Here is a 21,884-nt window from a genome sequence, read left to right as displayed (position 1 = left end):
CACACCACTAGAGTGAGGCCCCCCATCGGTGTTACAGCCGTGTGCAAATATTTCTGAAAATTAGTCGTCGAGCTTCAATAGCGGCTCCTGAAAGCGCAACAAACGCCCAGCGTTACCCAGTACCAGCAAGGTACTGAGGTTATGCAGCACCGCCGCAATCATCGCGCCCGCCGCCCCCAGCCAGCCAAACGCCGCGAACACCACAATAGCCAACGTCCAGCCCAAGCCGATGATCACGTTCACCTGCAACGTCTGCCGGCACTGGCGACTCAAGCGCACGCAAGTGCCCAGACGGCGCAGATCACTGCCGATCAACACCACATCCGCCGACGCCAAGGCGATATCCGCCCCGCCCGCCCCCATCGCCACGCCGACCACTCCGGCCTTGAGTGCCAGGGAGTCATTGATGCCGTCGCCCACCACCATCGGGCGAAAGCCGCTGCCGATTTCCCCGAGTACACGGTTGAGCTTGTCCTCCGGCAAGGCTTGGGCTTCGACATCACTGATGCCCACGTCCAGCGCCAGGCTGTCGGCGACACTTTGACGGTCGCCGGTCAGCAGCAGTTGGCGGCCAAGGCCCAGGTCACGCAGTTCCTGCAACGCTTGGCGTGCTTCCGGCTTGACGCTGTCGGCCAGCAACAGCCAGGCGAGGAACTGCCCGTTCAACGCCAACCCGGCAATCGGGCCATCGTGGTTCGGGACCGCTGTGGTCGCAATACCCAATTGCTCGAACAACTCCGGCCGCCCCAGCGCGGCTTCGCCCTGCTCGGTCTGCGCCACCACGCCCAGGCCCTGACGTTCGCGGATGTCGGTCAATACCAACATCTGCTCCTGAGTCGCCAGGCCCGCCAACGCGCGGCTCACCGGATGGCTGCTGGCCGACCCAAGGCTGGCCGCCAGGTTGAGCAACACCTGCCGATCCGGTGCCGAAGTTTCAATGGATTGCAGGCGCAGCGTGCCAAAGGTCAGCGTGCCAGTCTTGTCGACCACCAACGAGGTCAGGTCCGCCAACTCCTCCAGGAACGCCGAGCTGCGAATCAGAATCCCATGCCGTGCCGCCACCGCGATCCCGGCAATCGCCGTGGCCGGCGCCGAGAGCACCAAGGCACACGGGCACGCCGCCACCAGCACCGCCAGCATCGCCTGGGCGTCGTTGGTCACAAACCAGGTCACCGCCGCCAGCAACAGCACCAGCACCATATAACTGCCGGCATAGCGCTCCAGCAGCCGTGTGATCGGCGGTTTGGAGCGCTCGGCGTTCTGCATCAGCGCGATGACCTTGCCCAAGGTCGACTCGTTGCCGGTGCGGGTCACTTCAAGGCGCAACAAGCCGTCGAGGTTGATCGCCCCACCAAACACCTGCACGCCCACGCTGGCTTCCAGCGGCACCGACTCACCGGTGATCGGCGCCGTGTCCAGGCTCGCCTGGCCCGACAGCACCACGCCATCGGCCGGTACCCGGTCACCCGCGCGTACTTCGACGATATCGCCGGTGTTCAGCGTGCCGTTATCCACTTCCACGATGCTGCCGTCGGCCTGCACCAACCGCGCATGGCTGCGGGTCAGTTTGCCCAGGGCATGAATCGCCTCCTGGGAGCCAATCACACTGCGCTCTTCCAGTACGTGACCGAAGATCATGATGATCGGCAGCAACGCGGCGGTCAGCAAATCACCCGTGGCCCAGGCGCCGAGCATGGCCAGGGCGATCAGTTGGTCAGTGATGCCATGCAGGCTTGGAAAACGCAGGCTGTACCAGGCCGAACGCATCACCGGTACGGCCACCAGCAAGGACGCCACGCCCAGCAGCAACTGGCTCACGCCCGTCTGATCCGGCGCCAGCCAGCGCCACGCCAGGCCCAATATCAACAACCCCAAGGCCAGCATGGCCAGGGTCAATTGCCGGGCAGCGCTGCGCTGCTCGGCGGAGGTCAGCATGGGTGCGCTCATTGTTCGGCTCCCTGAATGATCAAGCGGGAGTCGTCTTTAGGATCGACCGTGGTCACGGAACCGGCCTGGCCGAGAATTTTCGGCAGGCGTTCGCGGTACAGCCGCAGCAACAACCCAGGGTCTTTCACTTGGGCCAGGCTCGCGACGGTGGCGGTTTGCGCCTGGGCATTGGCCAGGCGCTCACTGGCCTGGGCGTGGGCGACCTGCACCAGACGATCAGCGGCCTGATTGGCGGTCTGGGTGAGTTTTTCCGCCTCGGTACGCGCATTGGCCACGGCTTTATCCGCTTGCTGACTGGCCGTCAGCACCGCGTTGAACGCATTCACCGCTGGGCCCGGCAGGCTCGATTGCACGTCGACACGGGTGACTTCGATACCCAAGCCTAAACCGGTGGAGGCCAACTCGGCCAAACGCTTGTTGATGCCTTGCACCAAATCACCGCGCAGCCGCTCGCGGCGCTCGGCGGCGCCGTTGTCGGTGCCGATCAGCTCCGGGCGTGCCACAAGAATGGTGTCCAAATCCCGGGCGGCCGTCAGGGCCACGGCGCTGCGAGTGACCAGCCGATCCAACGCCGGCAGCACATGCTCGCCCTGTAGCACAAACGCGTAAGGCTCGGTGACCTTGTAGAACACCCGCACATCCAGTTGCACTACCCCGGCATCGCCGGTCAGCAAGTAACCGGAGCCGGCCAGTGCATCACTTAAAGGCGTGGCGAAACTGGCCACGCGATCAGCCTGGGTCGCCGCGTCCGAACGCAACAGGTTTTCGACCCGTCGCTCGATCACACGATCCGCGGCCGGCAGCAGCACCACCTGTTCGAACGGCTGCGGCCACGCCAGCAACAACCCGGCATTCTGAATGCGGTCCAGTGCGCCGAAATGCAGCACCACGGCACGGTTCTGCGGGTCGATCTGGCGCACATTGGAAAATGCCCAGGCCAACGCCGCCAACACGGTCACCGCGTACAGCGCCAGGAAAGTCAGACGCCCGGCCTGAATCCACGGGCTGTCCGGGCTGTCACGCTCGATCATGGCTGAATGTCCTTCGGCCCATCCACCAGCGCGCGGAACGGCGCGGCATCGGTGCGCAGGATAATCTTGGTGCCTGGCGTGACTACCGTACCCAAGGTGTCCAGCGAGCGCAGCAAGTTGTACAACTGCGGATTACCCGCATAAGCGCGACCATAAATCTGTGCGGCTTCGACCCGCGATTGCGCTTCGATATCGGCGGCTTTCACCGTGGCATCGGCCTGCACGATCCGTGCATCGCGCTCGGCGGCGGAGCGAATCTGCGCGGCTTCACGCTTGCCCACAGCCGTGCGCTCGGTGGCGATGGTTTCACGTTCTGCGCGCATGCGGTCGACAGTGGCGGTGAGGGTCACCGACGGCAAGGTCAGGCGTTCGACGCCCACTTGCGCCACGCGCACGCCATAGGTGGTGAGCAATTGCTGATCAATCTGCTGGCGCAACTGCGCCTCGAAATCGGCGATGCGCACCTGGCTGGCGTCGGTGTTGATCAGGCTCGACAGGTCGAAGCTCGCCGCCGTGGTTTCCAGTGCCGAGCCAACGAAGGTGCGAATCTGTCGCGCCGCTTCATCCGGCTGGTTCTGCACAGCACGCATAAAGCGCTGCACATTGTCGGCATCGCCCTGCACCTGCCACGCCACGTAGGCTTGCACGATGATACGTAGGCCATCGCGGGTGCCCACGTCCTGCAAGCCGCTGGAGGTGGTGCGCAAGCGCAGGTCCACGGGGATCGCCGCTTCGAACGGTGCCGGCCAACGCCAGCCGAGGCCCGGCTCCAGCAGCACCCGCGATGGATTGCCGAAGCGGGTAATCACTGTGGCTTCGCCGGAACGTACCTGCACCAGGCTGGCCGCTGCCACCGCAAACAGCACGAGCAGAACGGCCCAGGCCATGCGACGCCATGGGAAGGGGCCGGCAGCCTGTTCATCACCGTGGTGATGGTGGTGGTGATGGCCATGATGATGACCGTGACCGTGATCGTGAGAATGAGCGCTCAACAGACAGACTCCTTATTGAACGGCTTTGCGCGGCGCCACTGGGTCGGCCGGCAACGTAAAAGAACGCAGATCGATCGTCGGCGCGCCTTCGGCGCCCAGGCGGTGATCCAGAATAAGCAGCTTGGCGTTGGCCAGGCCCTGGCTGAGTTGGCCGAGGTACTGTTCGAGCACGAATGCCTTGCCTGCGGTGGCATAAGCCTTTTGTTCAGCGGCAAAACGCAGGTCGGCAGCTTGGGCGCCGGCGTTCACTTCGCGGGCGGTAGCCAGTGCCTGGTCGCGGGCGGTACTGGCTTGCAGCAACGCTTGGTTGGTTTGTTCGCTGGCGGCACCGCGCTCACGGGAGATCAGCGCCTGCGCGCCAATTTGTGCCGCTTGCACGCCGTGGTAGGCATTGGCAGCACCGGCCGGTGGGTGAATGGCTTCCACCACCGTGGCGAGAATTTCCACGCCGCTGTCGAGCTTGTTCAGGTCTGCCTGCACCGCACGGCCCACTTCATCGGCGAGGCTGGTGCGTTGCTCACCGAGCAATTCGTCGAGGGTGCGCGAGGCAAAATCATGCACAAGGATGCGGCTGGCGGTGCTGCGGATCAGCGTCGGCACATCCGCGCTGTTATAGGTGGCAGCGAGCGCGGCCCGGTCGGTCAGGCCGATGCGGTAGACGAAACGCACGTCCATATTGACGATCTGGAAGCTCTGCTTGTCGCCGCTGCTGCTGGCGATCACCTGGGACTTGTCGTTCACATGGCTGGCGTCCCACAACCGGTTGGCGATCGTCGGCGCCGGACCTTCGGCGGAGGCCAGTTCAGGGATGGCGGCTTCGCTGACGCTGGTCGCCAGTTCGTGCACCACGCCGTTTTCCACAGTCAATACGCGGCCCAACGGCCACGGCAATCCCGCATGCAGGCCAGGGCCGAAGACCTCTACCGGTTTGCCGAAGCGCTCATAAATCCCACGACCTTGCAGGGGCACTTCATGCACGCCGGTCAGCGACCAGCCCACCGCCAGAACCACCAACAACACCGGCAGGAATGCCCGGCGCATGTAGGTAAACGCCCAGATCTGGCGCAGGTCGATGCCGAAGCGGTTGTGCAGTTCGTGCTGCAAGGCAAGCAAGGGTTGCGGCGGCCAGCGCAGCAACCCGGCGATAAAGCTCTGAGCCATCAAACGCGGTTCGAGGCGCGGCTGGCGCGGACTGAACAGCGACAACACGCCTCGGAGCAGAAACTCCAAGGCCACCAGCGCCGGCAGCAGCCCCACCAGCGTCGCCAGGCGCAGTGGCCAGACCGATTCAGCACTGGCAAACAGCAGGCAAATCGCACTGATCACCAGGCAGATGATCGCCACCCGGCTCAACTGCGCCAATTGCGAGGCTTCCGGCCATTGCGCAGGCGTTTCCTGGGCCAGACGGCGCTCGAACACCAGCAAGCCGAAGGCCAGCGCCAACGCCAGCGCAGCGCCGATGCTGGCGGATTGGCCTACAGCGGCGGCGGGCAACGCCAGGTTCCAGAACTCGATGATGCTGACCAGCGCCAGCAGGGACCAGCCGCACAACCACAATACCGGGGCGCCGATCTGCGCCAGCAGGCCGCTGCCGAAACGCCCAATCAGCCGTGCGTAGCCGTCCGTGTCCGCCACAGGCTCCACATCAACAGCGGGTTCTTCCAGCGCCTGGGCCCGCCAGTCGGCGACCCACCACGCCGATTGCAAGCCAGCCACCAGCACCAACAACGCCGAGGAACAATTGATCAGCACCACCGGCCAGATCGACAGCGGTGCAAACAAGGCGACAAACAGCGCCAGCACCCATCCGGTAACGGCCAGGGCCGTCAGGCTGATACCGGCTTGTCTCAATCGACGGGCATGGAACAGCCCCTGCTGAAAACGCGGCAGGCCCTCAACCGAAGCGCCGTCAGCTTCTAGATCCACTTGCATCCACTTAACGCCCGCTTACATACAATTAGTTACGATATAACACAGGGCGTGAAATTTTTGTCCGATAAACGCAGCTTTTGAACACACCGCAAATCCCTCGTGGGAGTGGACTTGCCCGCGCTAGCGGTAGCTCAGCCGCTGATAAGTCGACTGACAAGCACTCATCGCAGGCAAGCCAGCTCCCACGGGTGCGCGGCGTTGCACTCGAGAGCGTGACTAAACCCCCATAAACACGCGCCATCACTGGTGCAGGCCAGGATTAACCGGCACACTCGGAAACAGTTTTTCGCGGGTTCACGGACAAGGAAGCGCCACTCCCCATGATTTCCATCTACCAACTCAAGCCGCAGTTTCAAAACCTGCTGCGTCCCCTCGTGCAGCGCCTCTACGACAACGGCACCACCGCCAACCAGATCACCGTGCTGGCCGGGGTCGTCTCCTTGCTCGTCGGCCTGCTGATCGCCAGCTTTGCCCAACACCTGTGGTTGTTTGCGCTGATCCCGCTGTGGATGATCCTGCGCATGGCCCTCAATGCCATCGACGGCATGCTCGCCCGCGAGTTCGGCCAGCAATCGCGCCTGGGCGCCTACCTCAACGAACTGTGCGATGTGATTGCCGATAGCGCGCTGATCCTGCCGTTTGCGCTGATACCGGGCGTGGGCCTGGCGCCGGTATTGCTGGTGTCGCTGCTGGCGGTGTTCAGTGAATACGCGGGCGTACTCGGGCCGATGGTGGGGGCATCACGGCGTTATGACGGGCCGATGGGCAAGAGCGACCGGGCGTTTGTATTGGGCGTGCTGGCCACCGGCGTGGCACTGGGTTGGCTCGACGCCGTTTGGGTCGACACCGTGATGTGGCTGGTCGCCGCCCTGCTCGCCTACACCTTGGTCAACCGCGTGCGCCAAGGCCTCAAAGAAGAACAAACCCCTCCGATTGCATAAGGATTTTTGCGATGCGCGAACAGCAAGAGCACACCTTCAGTACCCATGATGGCGTCGAGCTTTTCTACCGGCACTGGCCGGCCACCACGCCATCGAACGGGGAGCCGCGCAAAGCGATCCTGTTGTTCCATCGCGGCCACGAGCATTCAGGGCGTATTGCCCATCTGGTCGACGAACTCGACCTGCCACAGTTCGATTTCTTTGCCTGGGACGCCCGGGGCCACGGCCAATCCCCCGGCGAGCGCGGCGACAGCCCCAGCTTCGCCACCAGCGCTCGCGACGTGCAAACCTTTTGCGATCACATCGGCGCCACTTACGACATTCAAGAAGAAAACTTCGCCGTCATCGCCCAAAGCGTCGGCGCAGTGATCGCTGCCACCTGGGTACACGATTACGCACCAAAAATCCGCGCCCTGGTGCTCGCCTCCCCGGCGTTCAAGGTCAAGCTCTACGTCCCCTTCGCACGGCTGGGCCTGGCGTTGATGCGCCGATTCCGTGGCAATTTTTTCGTCAACAGTTACGTCAAGGCCAAGTTCCTCAGCCATGACCCGGAGCGCGTGGCGTCCTACGACAGCGACCCACTGATCACCAAGGCGATTTCGGTGAATGTGCTGCTGGGCCTGTACGAAGCCGCCGACCGGGTTGTCGCCGATGCCCAGGCGATCCAAGTGCCGACACAACTGCTGATCTCCGGTTCCGACTTTGTGGTACACCGCAAACCCCAGCAGCAATTCTTCGACCGCCTTGGCAGCTTGAAGAAAGAGCTGCATATCCTGCCCGGTTTCTTCCACGACACCCTCGGCGAACGCGACCGCGCCACGGCCGTGAGCAGCGCCAAGCGCTTTATCCTGCAGAACTTTGCGCACCCGCTGGACCGCGCCTCATTGCTGGATGCCGACAAACTGGGCGCCACTTGCGCCGAGTCCGAAGCCCTCGCCGCGCCACTGCCGCACAACTCCCTGCGCGACCTGTACTGGCGCATGACCCGTGCCAGCATGGGCCTGGGCAAGAACCTGTCGGACGGGGTGAAACTGGGTTTCGACACCGGCTTCGACTCCGGCAGCACCCTGGACTACGTGTACCGCAATAAACCCACCGGCAAGGGTGGGCTGGGGCGGATGATCGACACCAACTACCTCAACTCCATCGGCTGGCGCGGCATCCGCCAGCGCAAGCTCAACGTCGAGGAGTTGCTGCGTTTGGCCATGGCCAAGTTGCGTGCGGATGATCGCCAAGTGCGTATTGTGGATATCGCTGCCGGTCACGGTCGCTACATTCTCGAAGCCTTGCAGGGCGTGTCGCCGCTGCCGGAATCGATCCTGCTGCGCGACTACAGCGATATCAACGTGCGCGACGGTGGCGCACTGATTCGCGAAAAAGGCCTGGGGGATATCGCGCAGTTCGTCAAAGGCGATGCGTTCGACCGGGCGAATCTGGCTGCCCTGGAACCTAAGCCGACCCTGGCGGTGGTGTCCGGGTTGTATGAGTTGTTCGCCGATAACGCCATGGTCGGCGGCTCATTGGCGGGCTTGGCCGAAGCGCTGGAACCCGGTGGTTACCTGGTCTACACCGGCCAACCGTGGCACCCGCAACTGGAACTGATCGCCCGCGCGCTGACCAGCCATCGTCAGGGCCAGGCCTGGGTGATGCGCCGTCGCAGCCAGGCAGAAATGGATCAACTGGTCGAAGCGGCGGGCTTTCGCAAGATCACCCAGCGCGTGGATGAGTGGGGGATTTTCAGCGTGTCCCTGGCACAGAAGATCTGAACATGCGCAAACCCGGCCTATTAAAACCAGCGGTCCTATGGCTGCTGCTGTTGGCACCGCTGTTTTTCAGCACGTACGGCTTCGCCACCTGGGTCACCAGCCAGCGCAGCGACGTCGGCACCCTGGTGTTCAGTTGGGAAACCCATATACCGTTCTGGGCATGGACCATCGTGCCCTACTGGTCCATCGACCTGCTCTACGGCTTCTCGCTGCTGTTGCCCAGTAGTCGTCACGAACTGAAGCAACACGCCCTGCGCCTGCTCAGCGCGCAGGTGATCGCGGTGAGCTGCTTTCTGATCTGGCCGCTGCGCTTCACCTTCGAGCGCCCGGAACTGGACGGCGTGTTCGGCTGGCTGTTCGCCGTGCTCGCCGGCTTCGACAAGCCGTTCAACCAGGCGCCGTCGCTGCATATCGCGCTGCTGGTGATCCTGTGGGTCATGTACCAACGCCACACCCAGGGTTTCTGGCGTTGGGTGGTGCATGGCTGGTTCGCCTTGATCGGCCTTTCGGTGCTGACCACTTATCAACATCACTTTATCGACTTACCCACAGGCGCCCTCGCCGGTTGGCTGTGCGTGTGGTTGTGGCCGGTGGAGCATCCCAGCCCGCTGCTGAATGCACGACTGACCCGCGATACCCAGCGCTGGCGCCTGGGCGTGCGATATGGCCTGGGCGCAGTGGGGCTGGTGATCCTGGCGTTTGTGCTGGGCGGCTGGTGGTTATGGCTGCTTTGGCCGGCGGTGTCCCTGGGTTTGATCAAGGCGAATTACTTCGTGCTCGGCGCATCGGGCTTTCAGAAACGCGCCGATGGTCGGTTGACCCCAGCGGCACGCTGGCTGTATGCGCCCTACCTGGTGGGTGCATGGATCAATTCGCGCCTGTGGACACGCAAGCACCCACAACCCGACCTGATTGTGGATAACGTTTGGCTTGGGCGAATTCCTGCGATCAGCGAACAGAGTTCCTTCAACGCCATCGTCGATCTCTGCGCTGAATTGCCGATTAATCCACAGGGCCGCGCCTATCAATCCATCCCTGTGCTGGACCTGATCGCCCCTACACCCACTGAATGCCTGCAAGCGGCCCAAGCCATCGAACAATTGCGCTTTAACGGCCCGTTGCTGGTGTGCTGCGCCCTCGGTTATTCGCGCAGCGCCACCGCCGTTGCCGCCTGGCTGCTGTACAGCGGGCGCGCCGCTACGGTGGATGAGGCACTGGCTATTATTCGTACAGCACGGGCCACCGTGGTCCTGCACCCCGCTCACCGAGAAGCGTTGGAGGGTTTACCCCATGCCCGCTGATATGGAACTCCAAGTGACCGCCAGCCTGCTACGCCGTGGTCGCTCGCTGGATCAGTTATCCACAGGCCTGACTGTGCTCGGCTTTTTGTTCGGCCTGGCGCAACTGCTGATGGCCAGTATTTCGACCATCTGCCTGTTGCTTGCCCTGTGGATGATTATCCTCGGCCTGTTGCAAAAGTACTGGGCACTGCGGGTGGCCTTTGACGCCGACCTGTTCGCCCTGCTGGCCCGCGACATCACCCGCACTCCAGACCTCGATCAGGCCCTGCTGAGCCTCGGCCTGCAATCGGCCAAGCGTGTAGGCCGGCCCTGGACCGAACGCCGTCGCGGCGCCCTTAAATTGCTGCGTAAACAAGCCTGGCTGCTCGGCGCGCAAACCTTGCTGACTTTGGCCGTGATCCTCGCCAGCCCTTGGCTACCTTTCGCCGGATAAGGAATTCCCATGTTCGAACCCGTGGTCGCCACGCTGATTACCTCGATGGCCCGCACCGTCACCGGTGCCCGTAGCCTGTGGCTCGGTTGTGCGCCAGTGCCGGTGCAGCGCATCTATTTCGCCAATCACAGCAGCCACGGCGATTTCGTGCTGCTGTGGGCTTCGTTACCGCAGAACCTGCGTAAATTCACACGCCCGGTGGCCGGCAGCGATTACTGGAACGCCAGTGCCTTGCGCCGCTACATCATCAACCGGGTGTTCAACGGTGTATTGATCGATCGCGAACGCAAAGACCCTGTGGATAACCCTCTGCAGCCCATGCTCACGGCCCTGGAAGGGGGTGATTCCCTGATCATCTTCCCCGAAGGTACACGTAATCTGGAGGACGGCCTGCTGCCGTTCAAAAGCGGCCTGTACCACTTGGCAAAAAGTTACCCACAGGCCGAACTGATCCCGGTGTGGATCGCCAACCTGAACCGGGTCATGCCCAAAGGCCGCGTATTGCCGCTGCCCCTGCTGTGCACCACCAGCTTCGGCGCGCCGCTGCAATTGGCGCAAGACGAAGACAAAGCCGCCTTCCTCGCCCGCAGCCGCGACGCTTTGCTCGCCCTTGCCCCGGAGCACGTCTGACATGGATAGCCAAACCCTGATGTTGTTCGGCGGCATCGGCGCGATCCTGGTGCTCGCCTCGCTGATCGGCCTGATCCTCAAGCTGCGCACCCGTGGCACACCCAATGCGGTGATCGACAACCTCAACGCACGCATCAACGCCTGGTGGGTGATGGTGGTGGTCATCGGCATCGCCTTCTGGCTCGGCACCGGCGCGGTGATCCTGCTGTTTTACGCGGTGTCGTTCTATGCCCTGCGCGAATTCCTCACCCTCACGCCTACCCGTCGCAGCGATTACCCCGCCCTGGTGGCCGCGTTCTACCTGGCGTTGCCGCTGCAATACCTGCTGATTTACTCGGATTGGTACGGGCTGTTCTCGATCTTCATCCCGGTGTACGTGTTCCTGCTGCTGCCGATCCTCGCTTCGCTGGGGGGCGACAGCACGCACTTCCTGGAACGTGCCTCCAAGGTGCAATGGGGCCTGATGATCGCGGTGTTCTGCGTGTCGTTCGTGCCGGCGTTGCTGACCCTCGACATCCCTGGCTACGAGGGCCGCAACCTGTTGCTGATCGCCTACCTGGTGATCGTGGTGCAACTGTCGGATGTGCTGCAGTACGTGTGCGGCAAGCTGTTCGGCAAACATAAGATCGCGCCCAATTTGTCGCCGTCCAAAACCGTGGAAGGGTTTGTGGGTGGGATTCTGCTGTCATCCCTGATTGGCGCAGCACTGTGGTGGACCACGCCGTTCAACCCGTGGCAGTCGTTCTTGATCGCGCTACTGATCAACCTGCTCGGCTTTGCCGGCGGCATCGTGATGTCGGCGATCAAGCGCGACCGGGGCGTCAAGGACTGGGGACATATGATCGAGGGGCATGGCGGGATGCTGGATCGGCTGGATTCAGTGTGTTTTGCGGCGCCGATTTTCTTTCATCTGGTGCGGTTCTGGTGGACCTGATGCCACCGCTCTAACACTCAATGAAGATCAAAAATGCGGGAGCCTGCTCCCACACTTGTTTTGCGGTGTATTCACGTCATCTTTTGTATCAAGGACGCGTGTAAGATAGGCCGCACTTTGCCAGGGATGCTCACCATGTTCGATTCGTTGAAAGCGATCAGCCGCCGTATTGTCGGTGCGTTATTGACTGTGGTGGGGGCCGTTTTCGGTCAATGGCATCCGCCGCTCTGGCTGCGCACCATCGGCCATGGCCTGGCCAACCTGGGCCGTAAGGCTCATGCTTATCCGCGCCAAGCCGGCGCCGGAGTGCTGGGCCTGGCGTTGTTGGCCGGCGCCGGTTTCTATGGCTGGCAGTGGTATTCCCACCTGCCGAAACCCCATACCGTGGGTTATTCGCTGCACAAACCGAACTTGACCGACTACACCCAGCCGCAACCGGTTGTGGATAACTTGCAGGTGCGCTTCGCCGAATCCGTGGCCCCACTGGCAGCGATTGGCAAGCCGGTCACTGAGGGCATTACCCTCAAACCCAACGTAGCCGGGACCTGGCGCTGGTCCGATGACCACACATTGCTGTTCGTGCCGGAAAAAGATTGGCCCATCGACGGTCGTTACACGCTCGATATGAGCAAGAAAAACCTGCTGGCCGGCGGCGTGCTACTGGATCAATACAGTGCTCAGTTCTCCACCCAACCGTTCCGCGCCACCCTGGCGCAAAACGAGCTGTACCAGGACCCGTCCAACCCGACGCTGAAACAGCTGGTAGCCACCTTCCATTTTTCCCACCCGGTGGATGAAGACAGCCTGCGCAAGCGTGTGTCGGTCACCCTCGGCAAAGGCCTGGCCTACCGCGACGCACAGTTGCCCAATCGCCCGGAAATCACCTTCGACGAGAAAAAGCTCAACGCCTATGTCCGCTCCGCCGCCTTGGCCACGCCGCTGGAAAGCACGCCGGTTAGCGCGAAGCTCGAAGAAGGCATCAAGGCCCGCGATGGCGGCAACGCCAGCACCGCGCCACTGGTGTCGGAAGTCACCGTACCGGGTCGCTACCGCCTGACCTTTACCGGCGCCGAAGTGAGTTTCGTCGACAACGAGCGCGGTGAACCCGAACCCGTATTGATGTTCAGCAGCTCCAGCGCCGTAGCCGATGAGACCATCGCCGGTAAGGTCCAGGCCTGGCTGCTGCCGGAAAAGGCCCAGGACGATACACGCCCTTATTACGCCAACGATATCGACGACGCCCTGCTCGCCCGCAGCACCAAGGTCAACCTGACCCACGTGCCCAGCGTCGAACCGCTGAACACGCTGCATGCCTTCAAATTCAAGGCCCCGGCTGGTCGCGCGCTGTATGTGCGGGTTCCCGCCAACCTGGAAGCCATCGGCGGCTACCTGGCGAAGAACCCTACCGCATCGTTGATCAGCATGCCGGCCTACCCACGCACCTTGCAGTTTCTGTCTGACGGCGCACTGCTCAGCCTCAATGGCGAAAAACGCCTGGGCTTCATGGCCCGTGGCGTGCCCGGCGCCCACGTGGAAATCGCCCGCTTGCTGCCCAACCAGTTGCAACACCTGGTGGACCAGAGCAGCGGCAGCTTTGCCCGGCCGAATTTCGGCAACGAATATTTTGATCGCATGGTTGAGCGTCAGGCGCTGGACATTCCGCTGTCGTCCAATGACCCGGCGAAAACCGTTTATGACAACGTCGACCTGAGCCACTACCTCACCGCCAACGGTGGCCGTCGCGGTATTTTCGTACTCAAGCTCAGCCCGCAGGATGACAAGGCCGAGCGTACTTTCGAGTACGAGCGCAACAGTACCAGCGACCTGCGTTTTATCGTGGTGACCGACCTGGGCATCATCGCCAAGCGCTCCAGCGACGGCAGCCATGATGTGTACGTGCAGTCCATCAGCAACGGTTCGCCCGTATCCGACGTGCAAGTCGACATCATGGGTCGCAACGGATTGCCGGTCGCCAGCGGCCATACCGACAGTGAAGGCCACGCGCATTTCGCCAAGCTGGATGAACTGCGTCGTGAGAAAACGCCGCTGATGTATGTGGCCACTCGCGGCAATGACCAATCGTTCCTGCCGATTGCCCGTCAGTCCCAACAGTTGGATTTGTCGCGCTTCGATGTAGGTGGTTTACAAGAAGACGGTGCGATTGATCGCCTCAGTGCCTATCTGTTCACCGACCGCGGCCTGTATCGTCCTGGCGAAACCGCCCACCTGGGCATGATTGTGCGCAGCAGTAACTGGAAAGGCGCGTTGCAGGGCCTGCCGGTGGAACTGCAAATCACCGACCCCCGTGGCCTGGAAGTGATTCGCCAGCCGCTGAAGCTGTCAGCCAGCGGATTCGAAAGCTTTGATTTCCCCAGCAGCGAAGTCGCCCCCTCCGGTGATTACACCGCGACCTTGCAGTTGATTGGCCAGAAGCAAACTCGCACTGACCTGGGCAGCGTCAACTTCAAGGTCCGCGACTTCGAGCCGGACCGAATGAAAGTCAGCCTGAGCCTGCACGACACGCCGGTGCTGGGCTGGATCCCACCGGATCAGGTGGTGGCCAAAGTCACCGCCATGCACCTGTTCGGCGCCCCGGCGTCCGGCCGGCGTGTTACCGGCAAAATGTCCCTGAGCCCGACGCTCGCGGCGTTTGACCGCTACCCCGACTACCACTTCCGCCTCAACAACGGCCTGGAAGAAGCCAGTACCGAAGACCTGGCCGAAACCACCGTCGACGACAACGGCCAGGCTGTACTCGACCTCAACCTGCAACGCTTCGCCAACAGCACCTACCGCCTGCAAGTGATGACCCAGGTGTTCGAGGCCGAAGGTGGGCGTAACGTCGCGGCGCAAAACGCGTTGCTGGTGTCGTCTGCGCCTTACCTGGTTGGTGTGAAAAGTCAGGACTCGCTGTCGTACGTCGCCAAGGACGCCCCGCGTGAAGTGCAATGGCTGGCCGTAGCACCAGACCTTACCCCGCTGGCAGTGGATGGCCTGACCACTGAAGTGGTCGAGCACCGCTATGTGTCGGTGCTAGTGAAACAGTCCAATGGCACCTACAAGTACGAGTCGCGCATCAAGAACATCAGCCAGCCTGCCTCGCCGTTGACGATGAGCAAGGAAGGCGCCAAGCAGGCCTTGAACACCGGCACGCCGGGGGATTTCACCCTGCAGCTGAAAGACGCCAACGGTAACCTGCTCAACCAGATCGACTACAGCGTGGCCGGGCGTGGCAACACCTCGCGCTCCCTGGAGCGCAACGCCGAACTGCAACTGCGCCTGGATAAACGCAGCTATGCCACGGGTGATGAAATCGCTATCAGCATTCGGGCGCCGTACACCGGTGCCGGCTTGATCACCATCGAGCGCGACAAGGTCTACACCCAGCAGTGGTTCAAGGCAGACAGCACCAACAGCGTGCAACATATCCGCGTACCAGCAGGGCTTGAAGGCAATGCCTACGTCAACGTGCAGTTTGTGCGAGACATGGGGTCGGCCGAGGTATACATGAGCCCGCTGTCCTACGGTGTGGTGCCGTTCAGCATCAACCTGGATGCACGGCGCATGGCCTTGAAGGTCGAAGGGCCAGAGAAGATCGAGCCGGGGCAGACGCTGGACATCAAAGTGACTGCCGACCGCCCAGGGCGCGCGGTGGTGTATGCGGTGGACGAAGGCATCCTGCAAGTGGCGCGCTACCAGGCGCCGGACCCGCTGGGCTTCTTCTTCCAGAAACGTGCGCTGGAGGTCGGAACCAGTCAGATTCTTGACCTGATCCTGCCGGAATTCAGCCGCCTGCTCAGTGGGGCAGCGCCCGGTGGCGATACCGAAGGCGCCCTGGCCAACCACTTGAACCCGTTCAAGCGTAAACATCAGCCACCCGTGGCGTGGTGGTCCGGGCTGGTGGATTTGCCGGCCGGTGAAACCGTGCTGCATTACCAGGTCCCAGACAGCTTCAACGGCAAGTTGCACCTGTTTGCAGTGGCCGTGGATAGCGACAGCGTCGGCGTCAGCGAGTCCAACACTGAAGTACGCGGCCCGATTGTGATTACGCCGAACGTGCCAGCCTTCGTGGCGCCAGGGGATGTGTTCAATGTCAGCGCCGGGGTGTTCAGCAACCTCGACGCCGCAGCGGATGTGAAGTTTGAAGTGCAGACCAGCGCCGGGCTGCTTGTGCAAGGCGACAAGGGCAGTACGTTGTCACTGCAACCGCGCAAGGAGGGCACCGCTGAGTTCAAGATCAAGGTCGGCGAAACCCTCGGCTCGGCAGACCTGCGCTTTGTGGCGGTATTGCCGGACGGCAAACGCATCCAAGTCGCCGAAACCACGTCGATCCGGCCACTGAGCGAGCATCGTGTCGCCTTGAGTCTTGGCCGTTTCGACAGCGCCAGCAAAGAGCTCAAGCCGACCCGTGAGCTGTTCAGCCAATTTCGCGATGTGCAACTGGGCGTGGCAGCCTCGCCGCTGGTGTGGGCCAACGGGCTCAAGCATTACCTGGACGACTACGGCTACGCCTGCACCGAGCAATTGGTGTCCAAGGCCATGCCGGCGTTGATCTGGGGCGGCACTGCACCGGAGGCCGAGCAGGCCTTCAGCGGCGCGGTGCGCATGCTGCGCCAGCGTCAGAACTCGGCCGGCGGCTTCGGCTTGTGGGCCGCCAACCCGGACGTTGCGCCGTATGCCAGCCTATACGCCACTGACTTCCTGATCGAAGCCAAGGAGCGCGGGTTGCCTGTACCGGAAGATTTGCTGGTGCGCTCTAACGCTTACCTGACAGAGCTGGCCAATGGTCCTAGCGAAGGCCTGTCGGAACTGCGCAACCGGGCCTACGCCAGTTACCTGCTGAGTCGTCAGGGGATTCTGGTGAGCGGCGCCTTGAGCGATATCCGCGAACGCTACGAAAACTACTTCAAGGACAGCTGGCAGAACGACCTGGGCGCCGCCTACCTCGCCGCCAGTTACAAGCTGCTCAAGCAGGATCGCCAGGCCGATACGCTGTTCCGCAAAATCCCATGGCGTTCGTTGGTGGATAAGTGGGACAGCGACGGCCTGTATTACGACCCGCTGGTGCACGATGCCGAGCACCTGCACCTGTTGGCGCGACACTTCCCCGAGTTGCTGGACGATGTGCCGACGGCCTTGCTGGATAAACTCGGCAAACGCCTGAACGAGCAGCGCTACAACTCACTGTCGGCGGCACTGCTGCTGCGCGCCCTGGACAACTACGGCCAGCGCGCACAAAGCGACATGACCCTCAAGGCCACGGCCTGGTTGGGTGACAAGCAGCAGCAATTGCTGGAAATGGCCGGCCAGCCACCGCGTGCCGCCGTACCGGGCACCACGCAAAAGCTGGTGATGGAAAAAACCGATGGCCCGGCCGCGTTCTACATGCTCAGCGAAGCCGGTTTCGACAAGGGCGCCAAACTCAAGCCGATCAACAATGGCCTGGAAATCATCCACGAATACCTCGACCTCAAAGGCGAGCCGGTGAGCAAGGTCGCCGTGGGTGATGAGTTCCTGGTACGTCTGCGTCTGCGTGCCACCGACCGTGACCAGGTGCAGCAAGTGGCCGTGGTCGACCTGCTGCCAGGTGGTGTCGAGCCTGTGTATAACTTGCCGCCGGAGCCGGAAGCCGCCAGCACCGAGGAAAGTGAAGGCGATGATTCCGAGTATGTGGAAACCGCCGACGGTGACGAAGAGGCAGACGCCTGGCAAGCGCCGATCGGCGAGACCGAGCTGAGCAACTGGCAGCCGGAATACGTGGACGTGCGGGATGATCGAGTGGTGTTGTACGGCACTGCCCTGCGTGACGTCGGTACCTTCGTCTATCGTGTGCGCGCCACCAACGCAGGCACCTTCAACACGCCACCGGCCTACGCCGAGGGTATGTACGAAACCACCCTGCAAGGGCGCGGCAAAGTAGGCCAGCTTGAAATTACCAAGCCTTAAACGCCTGACGCCGCTGCTGGCAGCGGCAGTGATCCTGGTGGGGCTGCGGTTGTGGCCCCACACCTCGCTGGAACAGGCCGTCACGTCGTCACGGGTAGTATTGGCCGACGACGGTTCGCTGCTGCGCATGACCTTGGCGGATGATGGGCAATATCGCCTGTGGCTACCGCTGGAGCGCATGTCGCCGTCATTGATCGAAGCCTTGCTGCTCAAGGAAGACCGCAATTTCTACTGGCACCCGGGGATCAACCCCCCGGCGTTGTTGCGCGCAGCCATGGCCACCTACAGCGGCGGGCAGCGCCAGGGCGGTTCGACCTTGAGCATGCAACTGGCGCGGCGCCTGTGGGATCTGAACACGCGCCAAGTGCCGGGCAAAGTGCAGCAAATGGCTTTGGCACTGTGGCTGGAGGCGCGTTACAGCAAGCACGACATCCTTGAGGCGTACCTGAATCTGGCGCCCATGGGCGGCAATATCGAAGGTGCCGAGGCGGCCAGCCGCATTTATTTCGGCAAATCGGCGGCGCAGTTGTCGTTGTCCGAAGCCTTGGCACTGGCAGTGATCCCGCAACAACCGGGGCGGCGCGCACGTTTCGGGCCGTCACTGCAAAACGCGCGGCTTCGGCTGATGGCCGACTGGCGTGACACTTATCCACAAGACCCACGCAACGACAGTTTGCTGGACTTGCCTCTGGAGGCCCGCAACCGCCAGCAGATCCCGTTTCTGGCACCGCACTTGAGCGAACAACTGCTGGCCTCCCAAACCGGTAACGAGCTGAACAGCACCCTCAACCTACCCTTGCAGCAACTGCTGGAGCGCCTGATCACCGGCTTTGTCGCCGAGCGGCGCAGCACCGGTGTGGAAAATGCCACGGCTATCCTGATCGACAGCCGTGACCAGAGCGTCAAGGCACTGGTGGGCTCGGCGGATTACTTATCCACAAGTATCCATGGCCAGGTCAACGGCGTGTTGTCCCGCCGTTCGCCGGGATCGACGCTCAAGCCGTTTCTGTATGGGCTGGCGCTGGATCAGGGTGTGATTCATCCCATGAGCATCCTCAAGGACTTGCCGAGTAACTTCGGCTACTTCCAGCCGGAAAACTTCGACGGCAGTTTTGTCGGGCCACTGACAGCGCGGGATGCGTTGATCCGTAGCCGTAATATCCCGGCGGTCTGGCTGGCCAGTCAGGTCAAATCACCTTCGTTGTACGGTCTGCTGCAACGTGCCGGCATCAAAGGGCTACGCGACGAAAGCCATTACGGCCTGGCCCTGGCCCTCGGTGGCGGCGAAATGACGCCCGAAGAGCTGGCACGCCTGTATGTCATGCTGGCGGGTGACGGGCACCTGCGACCGTTGCGCTATCTGCAGGAACAACCCCAATCCACCGGCGAACCACTGCTGACACCTCAAGCCGCCTTTATGGTGCGTGACATGCTGCGCCATAACCCACGCCCGGATGGCCTGCCTGGCCGCCACTGGCGCACCGCGTGGAAAACCGGCACCTCCTGGGGTTTTCACGATGCCTGGAGCGCCGGCCTAGTCGGCCCGTATGTGCTGGTGGTGTGGGTTGGCAATTTCGACGGCCGGCCGAACCCGACGTTTATCGGCGCAAAGACGGCTGCGCCGCTGTTCTTCCGCATCGCCGACGCCCTGCCGCTGGCCTTACCCAACGTGGTGATAAAAGCCGACAAACCGCCCGCCGGGTTGGTGCGCATCGACGTGTGTGCGGCCTCCGGCGAGTTGCCCAACCGCTGGTGCCCGCAAACCCGCAAGACCTGGTACATCCCCGGCGTCTCACCGATTCGCGTCTCCAACCTGCACCGCCCGGTGCTGATCGACACCCGCACCGGCAAGGCCGCGTGCCCGCCGTTCGATCCGCAGTACACCCGCGAAGAAGTCTTCGAGTTCTGGCCCAGCGACGTGCAGCGCCTGTACCGCGCCGCCGGCCTGCCCCGGCGCACCCCGCCCAATGTGATGAAAAACTGCCAGCCCAACCGCATCAGCGATTCAAGCGAAGCGCCGCAGATCCGCTCACCGCTGACCCAGGTGAGTTACCAGCTACGCCTGTCCCAACCCCAGGAAAGCATCCCATTGAATGCCAACGCGGCCAGCGATGCGGTGACGCTGTATTGGTTTGCCAACCAGACGTTGATTGGCCAAGGCTCGCCGCAAACCACGCTGAACTGGCGGCCGGGCAAATCGGGAGAGTATCGGTTGCGGGTCAGTGATGATCAGGGGCGCAGTGCCAGCCGTGGGTTGCGGGTGGAGTTTGTGCCCTGATCATGCGTCTTCGTCGCCCAGACTGCCTTTGCTGATGCGCTTGGCAAAATGTTGGTAGGCGACACCCATTTTTCGCTGCTCAAACAGGGAAAACACCAAAGTGCCCAGCAGGATCAGCATCCAGACGAGAAACTGCTTCAGGACATCCACATGAGCGACAAACAGCAGCAATGTCACAATGCCGCCGATGACCATGCCTAACCCCGCCCACGCGCCGAGCACCCGTCCCACCGCCAGGCGCATACCTTGGGGCAAGAGCAAGCGTGCCCATATCAGCACCATAAAGATCGTTAACATGAAGCCGAACGCCGCCATGAAGGGAATCGGGAAACCACCCTCACGGTACAACCAGGCCAACAGCTGATACAGCGGCCCCAGGGACTCCATCTGTTGATAAGTGTCAGGCCCCGGCAATTGCAGTTGGGCGAAATGCGCCGGGGTCATGGTCATGATGCCCACCCCGAGCATCCCCACTACTGCCCCATAGAAACCGCCAGCTCGCCATAACGGCGCCAGCACTCGGCGGTTTTCCACATCCTCGGTTTTTGCAACGCCGAACACTGCCTTGGGGTATTGGCCCAAGGCGATCACGGCCTGGCCGTCCCGCACGCAAGCATCGCCGATCAGCATGACATCAAGGTCCTGGTTGAGCAGGATTTCACCCTGGCGTTGCGAGCTGCCGATTGATTCATAGTCGTCAGGCGACTTGTCGCCGAACAGATCGATGCTTTCGGCAAGCACGCTGATTTCACCGGTTGCGTCCCGCAGACGAAAGTCATTGCAGTGCGCCTCGCTCTTGGCGCGGCTCCAACTCCAGTGGCCATCATCGTCTTTCTTACCGTCTTCGATGATCCATACATAACCGGCGCAAGGCTTGCCATGTACCGGCGAAATCAGTGGCTTATCCACAATCACCTGGCCGCGCACTTCCACCAGCCCCATGGCCAGCGAGCGGATCTGGCTGGTGGCCAGTCGCTGTTCGGCTCTATGGAAACTGGCGCCGGAACTGGTCAGCAAACCGATGAGCAGGCAACCCGGAAAAAACAGCACCACTAACACCGGATCGTAAGCCAGCGCACCGACAAAACCGACAAGAAACACCAGCACCAACAGGGTTTTCCAGCGAGGCTTTTTTTCGATGGCGCCCACCTGGGTAGTTTTCATACCCTCGGCACCTCAAGCTTCACGCCCTCATAGCGGGTTTCTTCGGCGCTGATGGCCAATAGTGGAATGCGCTGATAGCTCAGCATCCGCGCGAAGAACACATCAGGGAACACTGCGATGGCGATGTTGTAGAGATTGACCGATTCGTTGAAGAACTCACGACGGTCGGCAATGCGCTCCTCCACAGCCGAGATCGCCTGCTGCAGCTCGACCATATTGGGCCCCGAGATCAGCGTCGGATAATTCTCCGCCACCGCAATCACCGACTTGAGTGCGGCGTTGAGCTGGTTGGAGGCGTCGACTTTGTCATTCAGGCTGCTGGCGTTCAGGTATTGCGCGCGCGCGTCGCTGAGGCGAGTGAACAGCGCATGCTCATGGTTCATGGCGGCTTGCACTACACGCATCAGGTCCGGAATCTGATCGGCACGCTGCTTGAGCAATACATCGATGTTGGCGAACGCCTTATCCACATCGTTACGCCGCATCACCAGCCCGTTGTAGACCCCCACCATCCAGCCCACCGTACCGACAACGATGATCAGCAAGACGATACCGGCGATAAGCAGTTCTATATTCATGGTGAAGGCAT

The 21,884-nt window shown here is 62.1% G+C and carries 14 protein-coding genes; 8 read left to right on the top strand and 6 right to left on the bottom strand.

The annotated features are described in order from the left end of the window. Positions 1–60: 60 nt before the first annotated feature. The 4 genes from AC07V4_RS00745 to hflK (AC07V4_RS00730) are packed head-to-tail and all read right to left on the bottom strand — an operon-like array spanning position 61 to position 5,902. The gene (locus tag AC07V4_RS00745; RefSeq protein ID WP_492635183.1) at positions 61–1,947 is read right to left on the bottom strand and encodes a cation-translocating P-type ATPase; all 1,887 of its coding nucleotides are present in this window, start codon (positions 1,945–1,947) and stop codon (positions 61–63) included. After that, positions 1,944–2,978: a protease modulator HflK gene (gene hflK, locus AC07V4_RS00740; protein ID WP_492635184.1), complete on the bottom strand. Its 1,035-nt coding sequence runs from the start codon at positions 2,976–2,978 to the stop codon at positions 1,944–1,946. The genes AC07V4_RS00745 and hflK (AC07V4_RS00740) overlap by 4 nt, the downstream gene beginning before the upstream one ends. After that, on the bottom strand, positions 2,975–3,970 hold the full coding sequence (gene hflC / locus AC07V4_RS00735) for a protease modulator HflC (protein WP_492635185.1): 996 nt from the start codon (positions 3,968–3,970) through the stop codon (positions 2,975–2,977). Before hflC ends, hflK (AC07V4_RS00740) begins: the two co-directional genes overlap by 4 nt. A 12-nt stretch (positions 3,971–3,982) precedes the next feature. Then, positions 3,983–5,902 (bottom strand): protease modulator HflK, encoded by a 1,920-nt coding sequence (gene hflK, locus AC07V4_RS00730; RefSeq protein ID WP_492635186.1) that lies wholly within the window; start codon positions 5,900–5,902, stop codon positions 3,983–3,985. Between the two features lie 320 nt (positions 5,903–6,222). On the opposite strand from hflK (AC07V4_RS00730), the gene AC07V4_RS00725 reads away from it, so the two are divergent. The 8 genes from AC07V4_RS00725 to pbpC all read left to right on the top strand — a co-directional run bounded on the left by AC07V4_RS00725 (position 6,223) and on the right by pbpC (position 20,131). After that, positions 6,223–6,843 carry a CDP-alcohol phosphatidyltransferase family protein gene (locus AC07V4_RS00725; protein WP_492635187.1) on the top strand — a complete coding sequence of 207 codons (621 nt, stop codon included), beginning with the start codon at positions 6,223–6,225 and terminating at the stop codon, positions 6,841–6,843. A gap of 11 nt (positions 6,844–6,854) precedes the next feature. Further along, positions 6,855–8,609, top strand: coding sequence for a bifunctional alpha/beta hydrolase/class I SAM-dependent methyltransferase (locus AC07V4_RS00720; protein ID WP_492635188.1), 1,755 nt, complete (start codon positions 6,855–6,857; stop codon positions 8,607–8,609). 2 nt (positions 8,610–8,611) lie between these two features. Beyond that, a complete protein-coding gene (locus tag AC07V4_RS00715; RefSeq protein WP_492635189.1) occupies positions 8,612–9,910 on the top strand; it encodes a phosphatase PAP2/dual specificity phosphatase family protein in 1,299 nt (432 codons plus the stop codon). Next, entirely contained in the window at positions 9,900–10,343 is a 444-nt protein-coding gene (locus AC07V4_RS00710; RefSeq protein WP_492635190.1) for a hypothetical protein, read from the top strand. The genes AC07V4_RS00715 and AC07V4_RS00710 overlap by 11 nt, the downstream gene beginning before the upstream one ends. Positions 10,344–10,352: 9 nt before the next feature. Next, the gene (locus AC07V4_RS00705; RefSeq protein ID WP_492635191.1) at positions 10,353–10,973 is read left to right on the top strand and encodes a lysophospholipid acyltransferase family protein; all 621 of its coding nucleotides are present in this window, start codon (positions 10,353–10,355) and stop codon (positions 10,971–10,973) included. Position 10,974: 1 nt separating this feature from the next. Beyond that, positions 10,975–11,907 carry a phosphatidate cytidylyltransferase gene (locus tag AC07V4_RS00700; RefSeq protein WP_431752791.1) on the top strand — a complete coding sequence of 311 codons (933 nt, stop codon included), beginning with the start codon at positions 10,975–10,977 and terminating at the stop codon, positions 11,905–11,907. Between the two features lie 135 nt (positions 11,908–12,042). Then, positions 12,043–17,853: an alpha-2-macroglobulin gene (locus AC07V4_RS00695; protein WP_492635192.1), complete on the top strand. Its 5,811-nt coding sequence runs from the start codon at positions 12,043–12,045 to the stop codon at positions 17,851–17,853. Further along, on the top strand, positions 17,834–20,131 hold the full coding sequence (gene pbpC, locus AC07V4_RS00690) for a penicillin-binding protein 1C (RefSeq protein ID WP_492635193.1): 2,298 nt from the start codon (positions 17,834–17,836) through the stop codon (positions 20,129–20,131). The genes AC07V4_RS00695 and pbpC overlap by 20 nt, the downstream gene beginning before the upstream one ends. On the opposite strand, the gene AC07V4_RS00685 is transcribed toward pbpC, so the two are convergent. Both AC07V4_RS00685 and AC07V4_RS00680 read right to left on the bottom strand, forming a co-directional pair. Further along, entirely contained in the window at positions 20,132–21,295 is a 1,164-nt protein-coding gene (locus AC07V4_RS00685; protein ID WP_492635194.1) for a hypothetical protein, read from the bottom strand. Continuing rightward, positions 21,292–21,873: a LemA family protein gene (locus tag AC07V4_RS00680; protein WP_492635195.1), complete on the bottom strand. Its 582-nt coding sequence runs from the start codon at positions 21,871–21,873 to the stop codon at positions 21,292–21,294. Before AC07V4_RS00680 ends, AC07V4_RS00685 begins: the two co-directional genes overlap by 4 nt. Positions 21,874–21,884: the final 11 nt, after the last annotated feature.

The sequence above is a fragment of the Pseudomonas sp. GW821-FHT03A09 genome (assembly GCF_059421065.1).
This window is presented reverse-complemented; position numbering and strand designations above follow the sequence as displayed.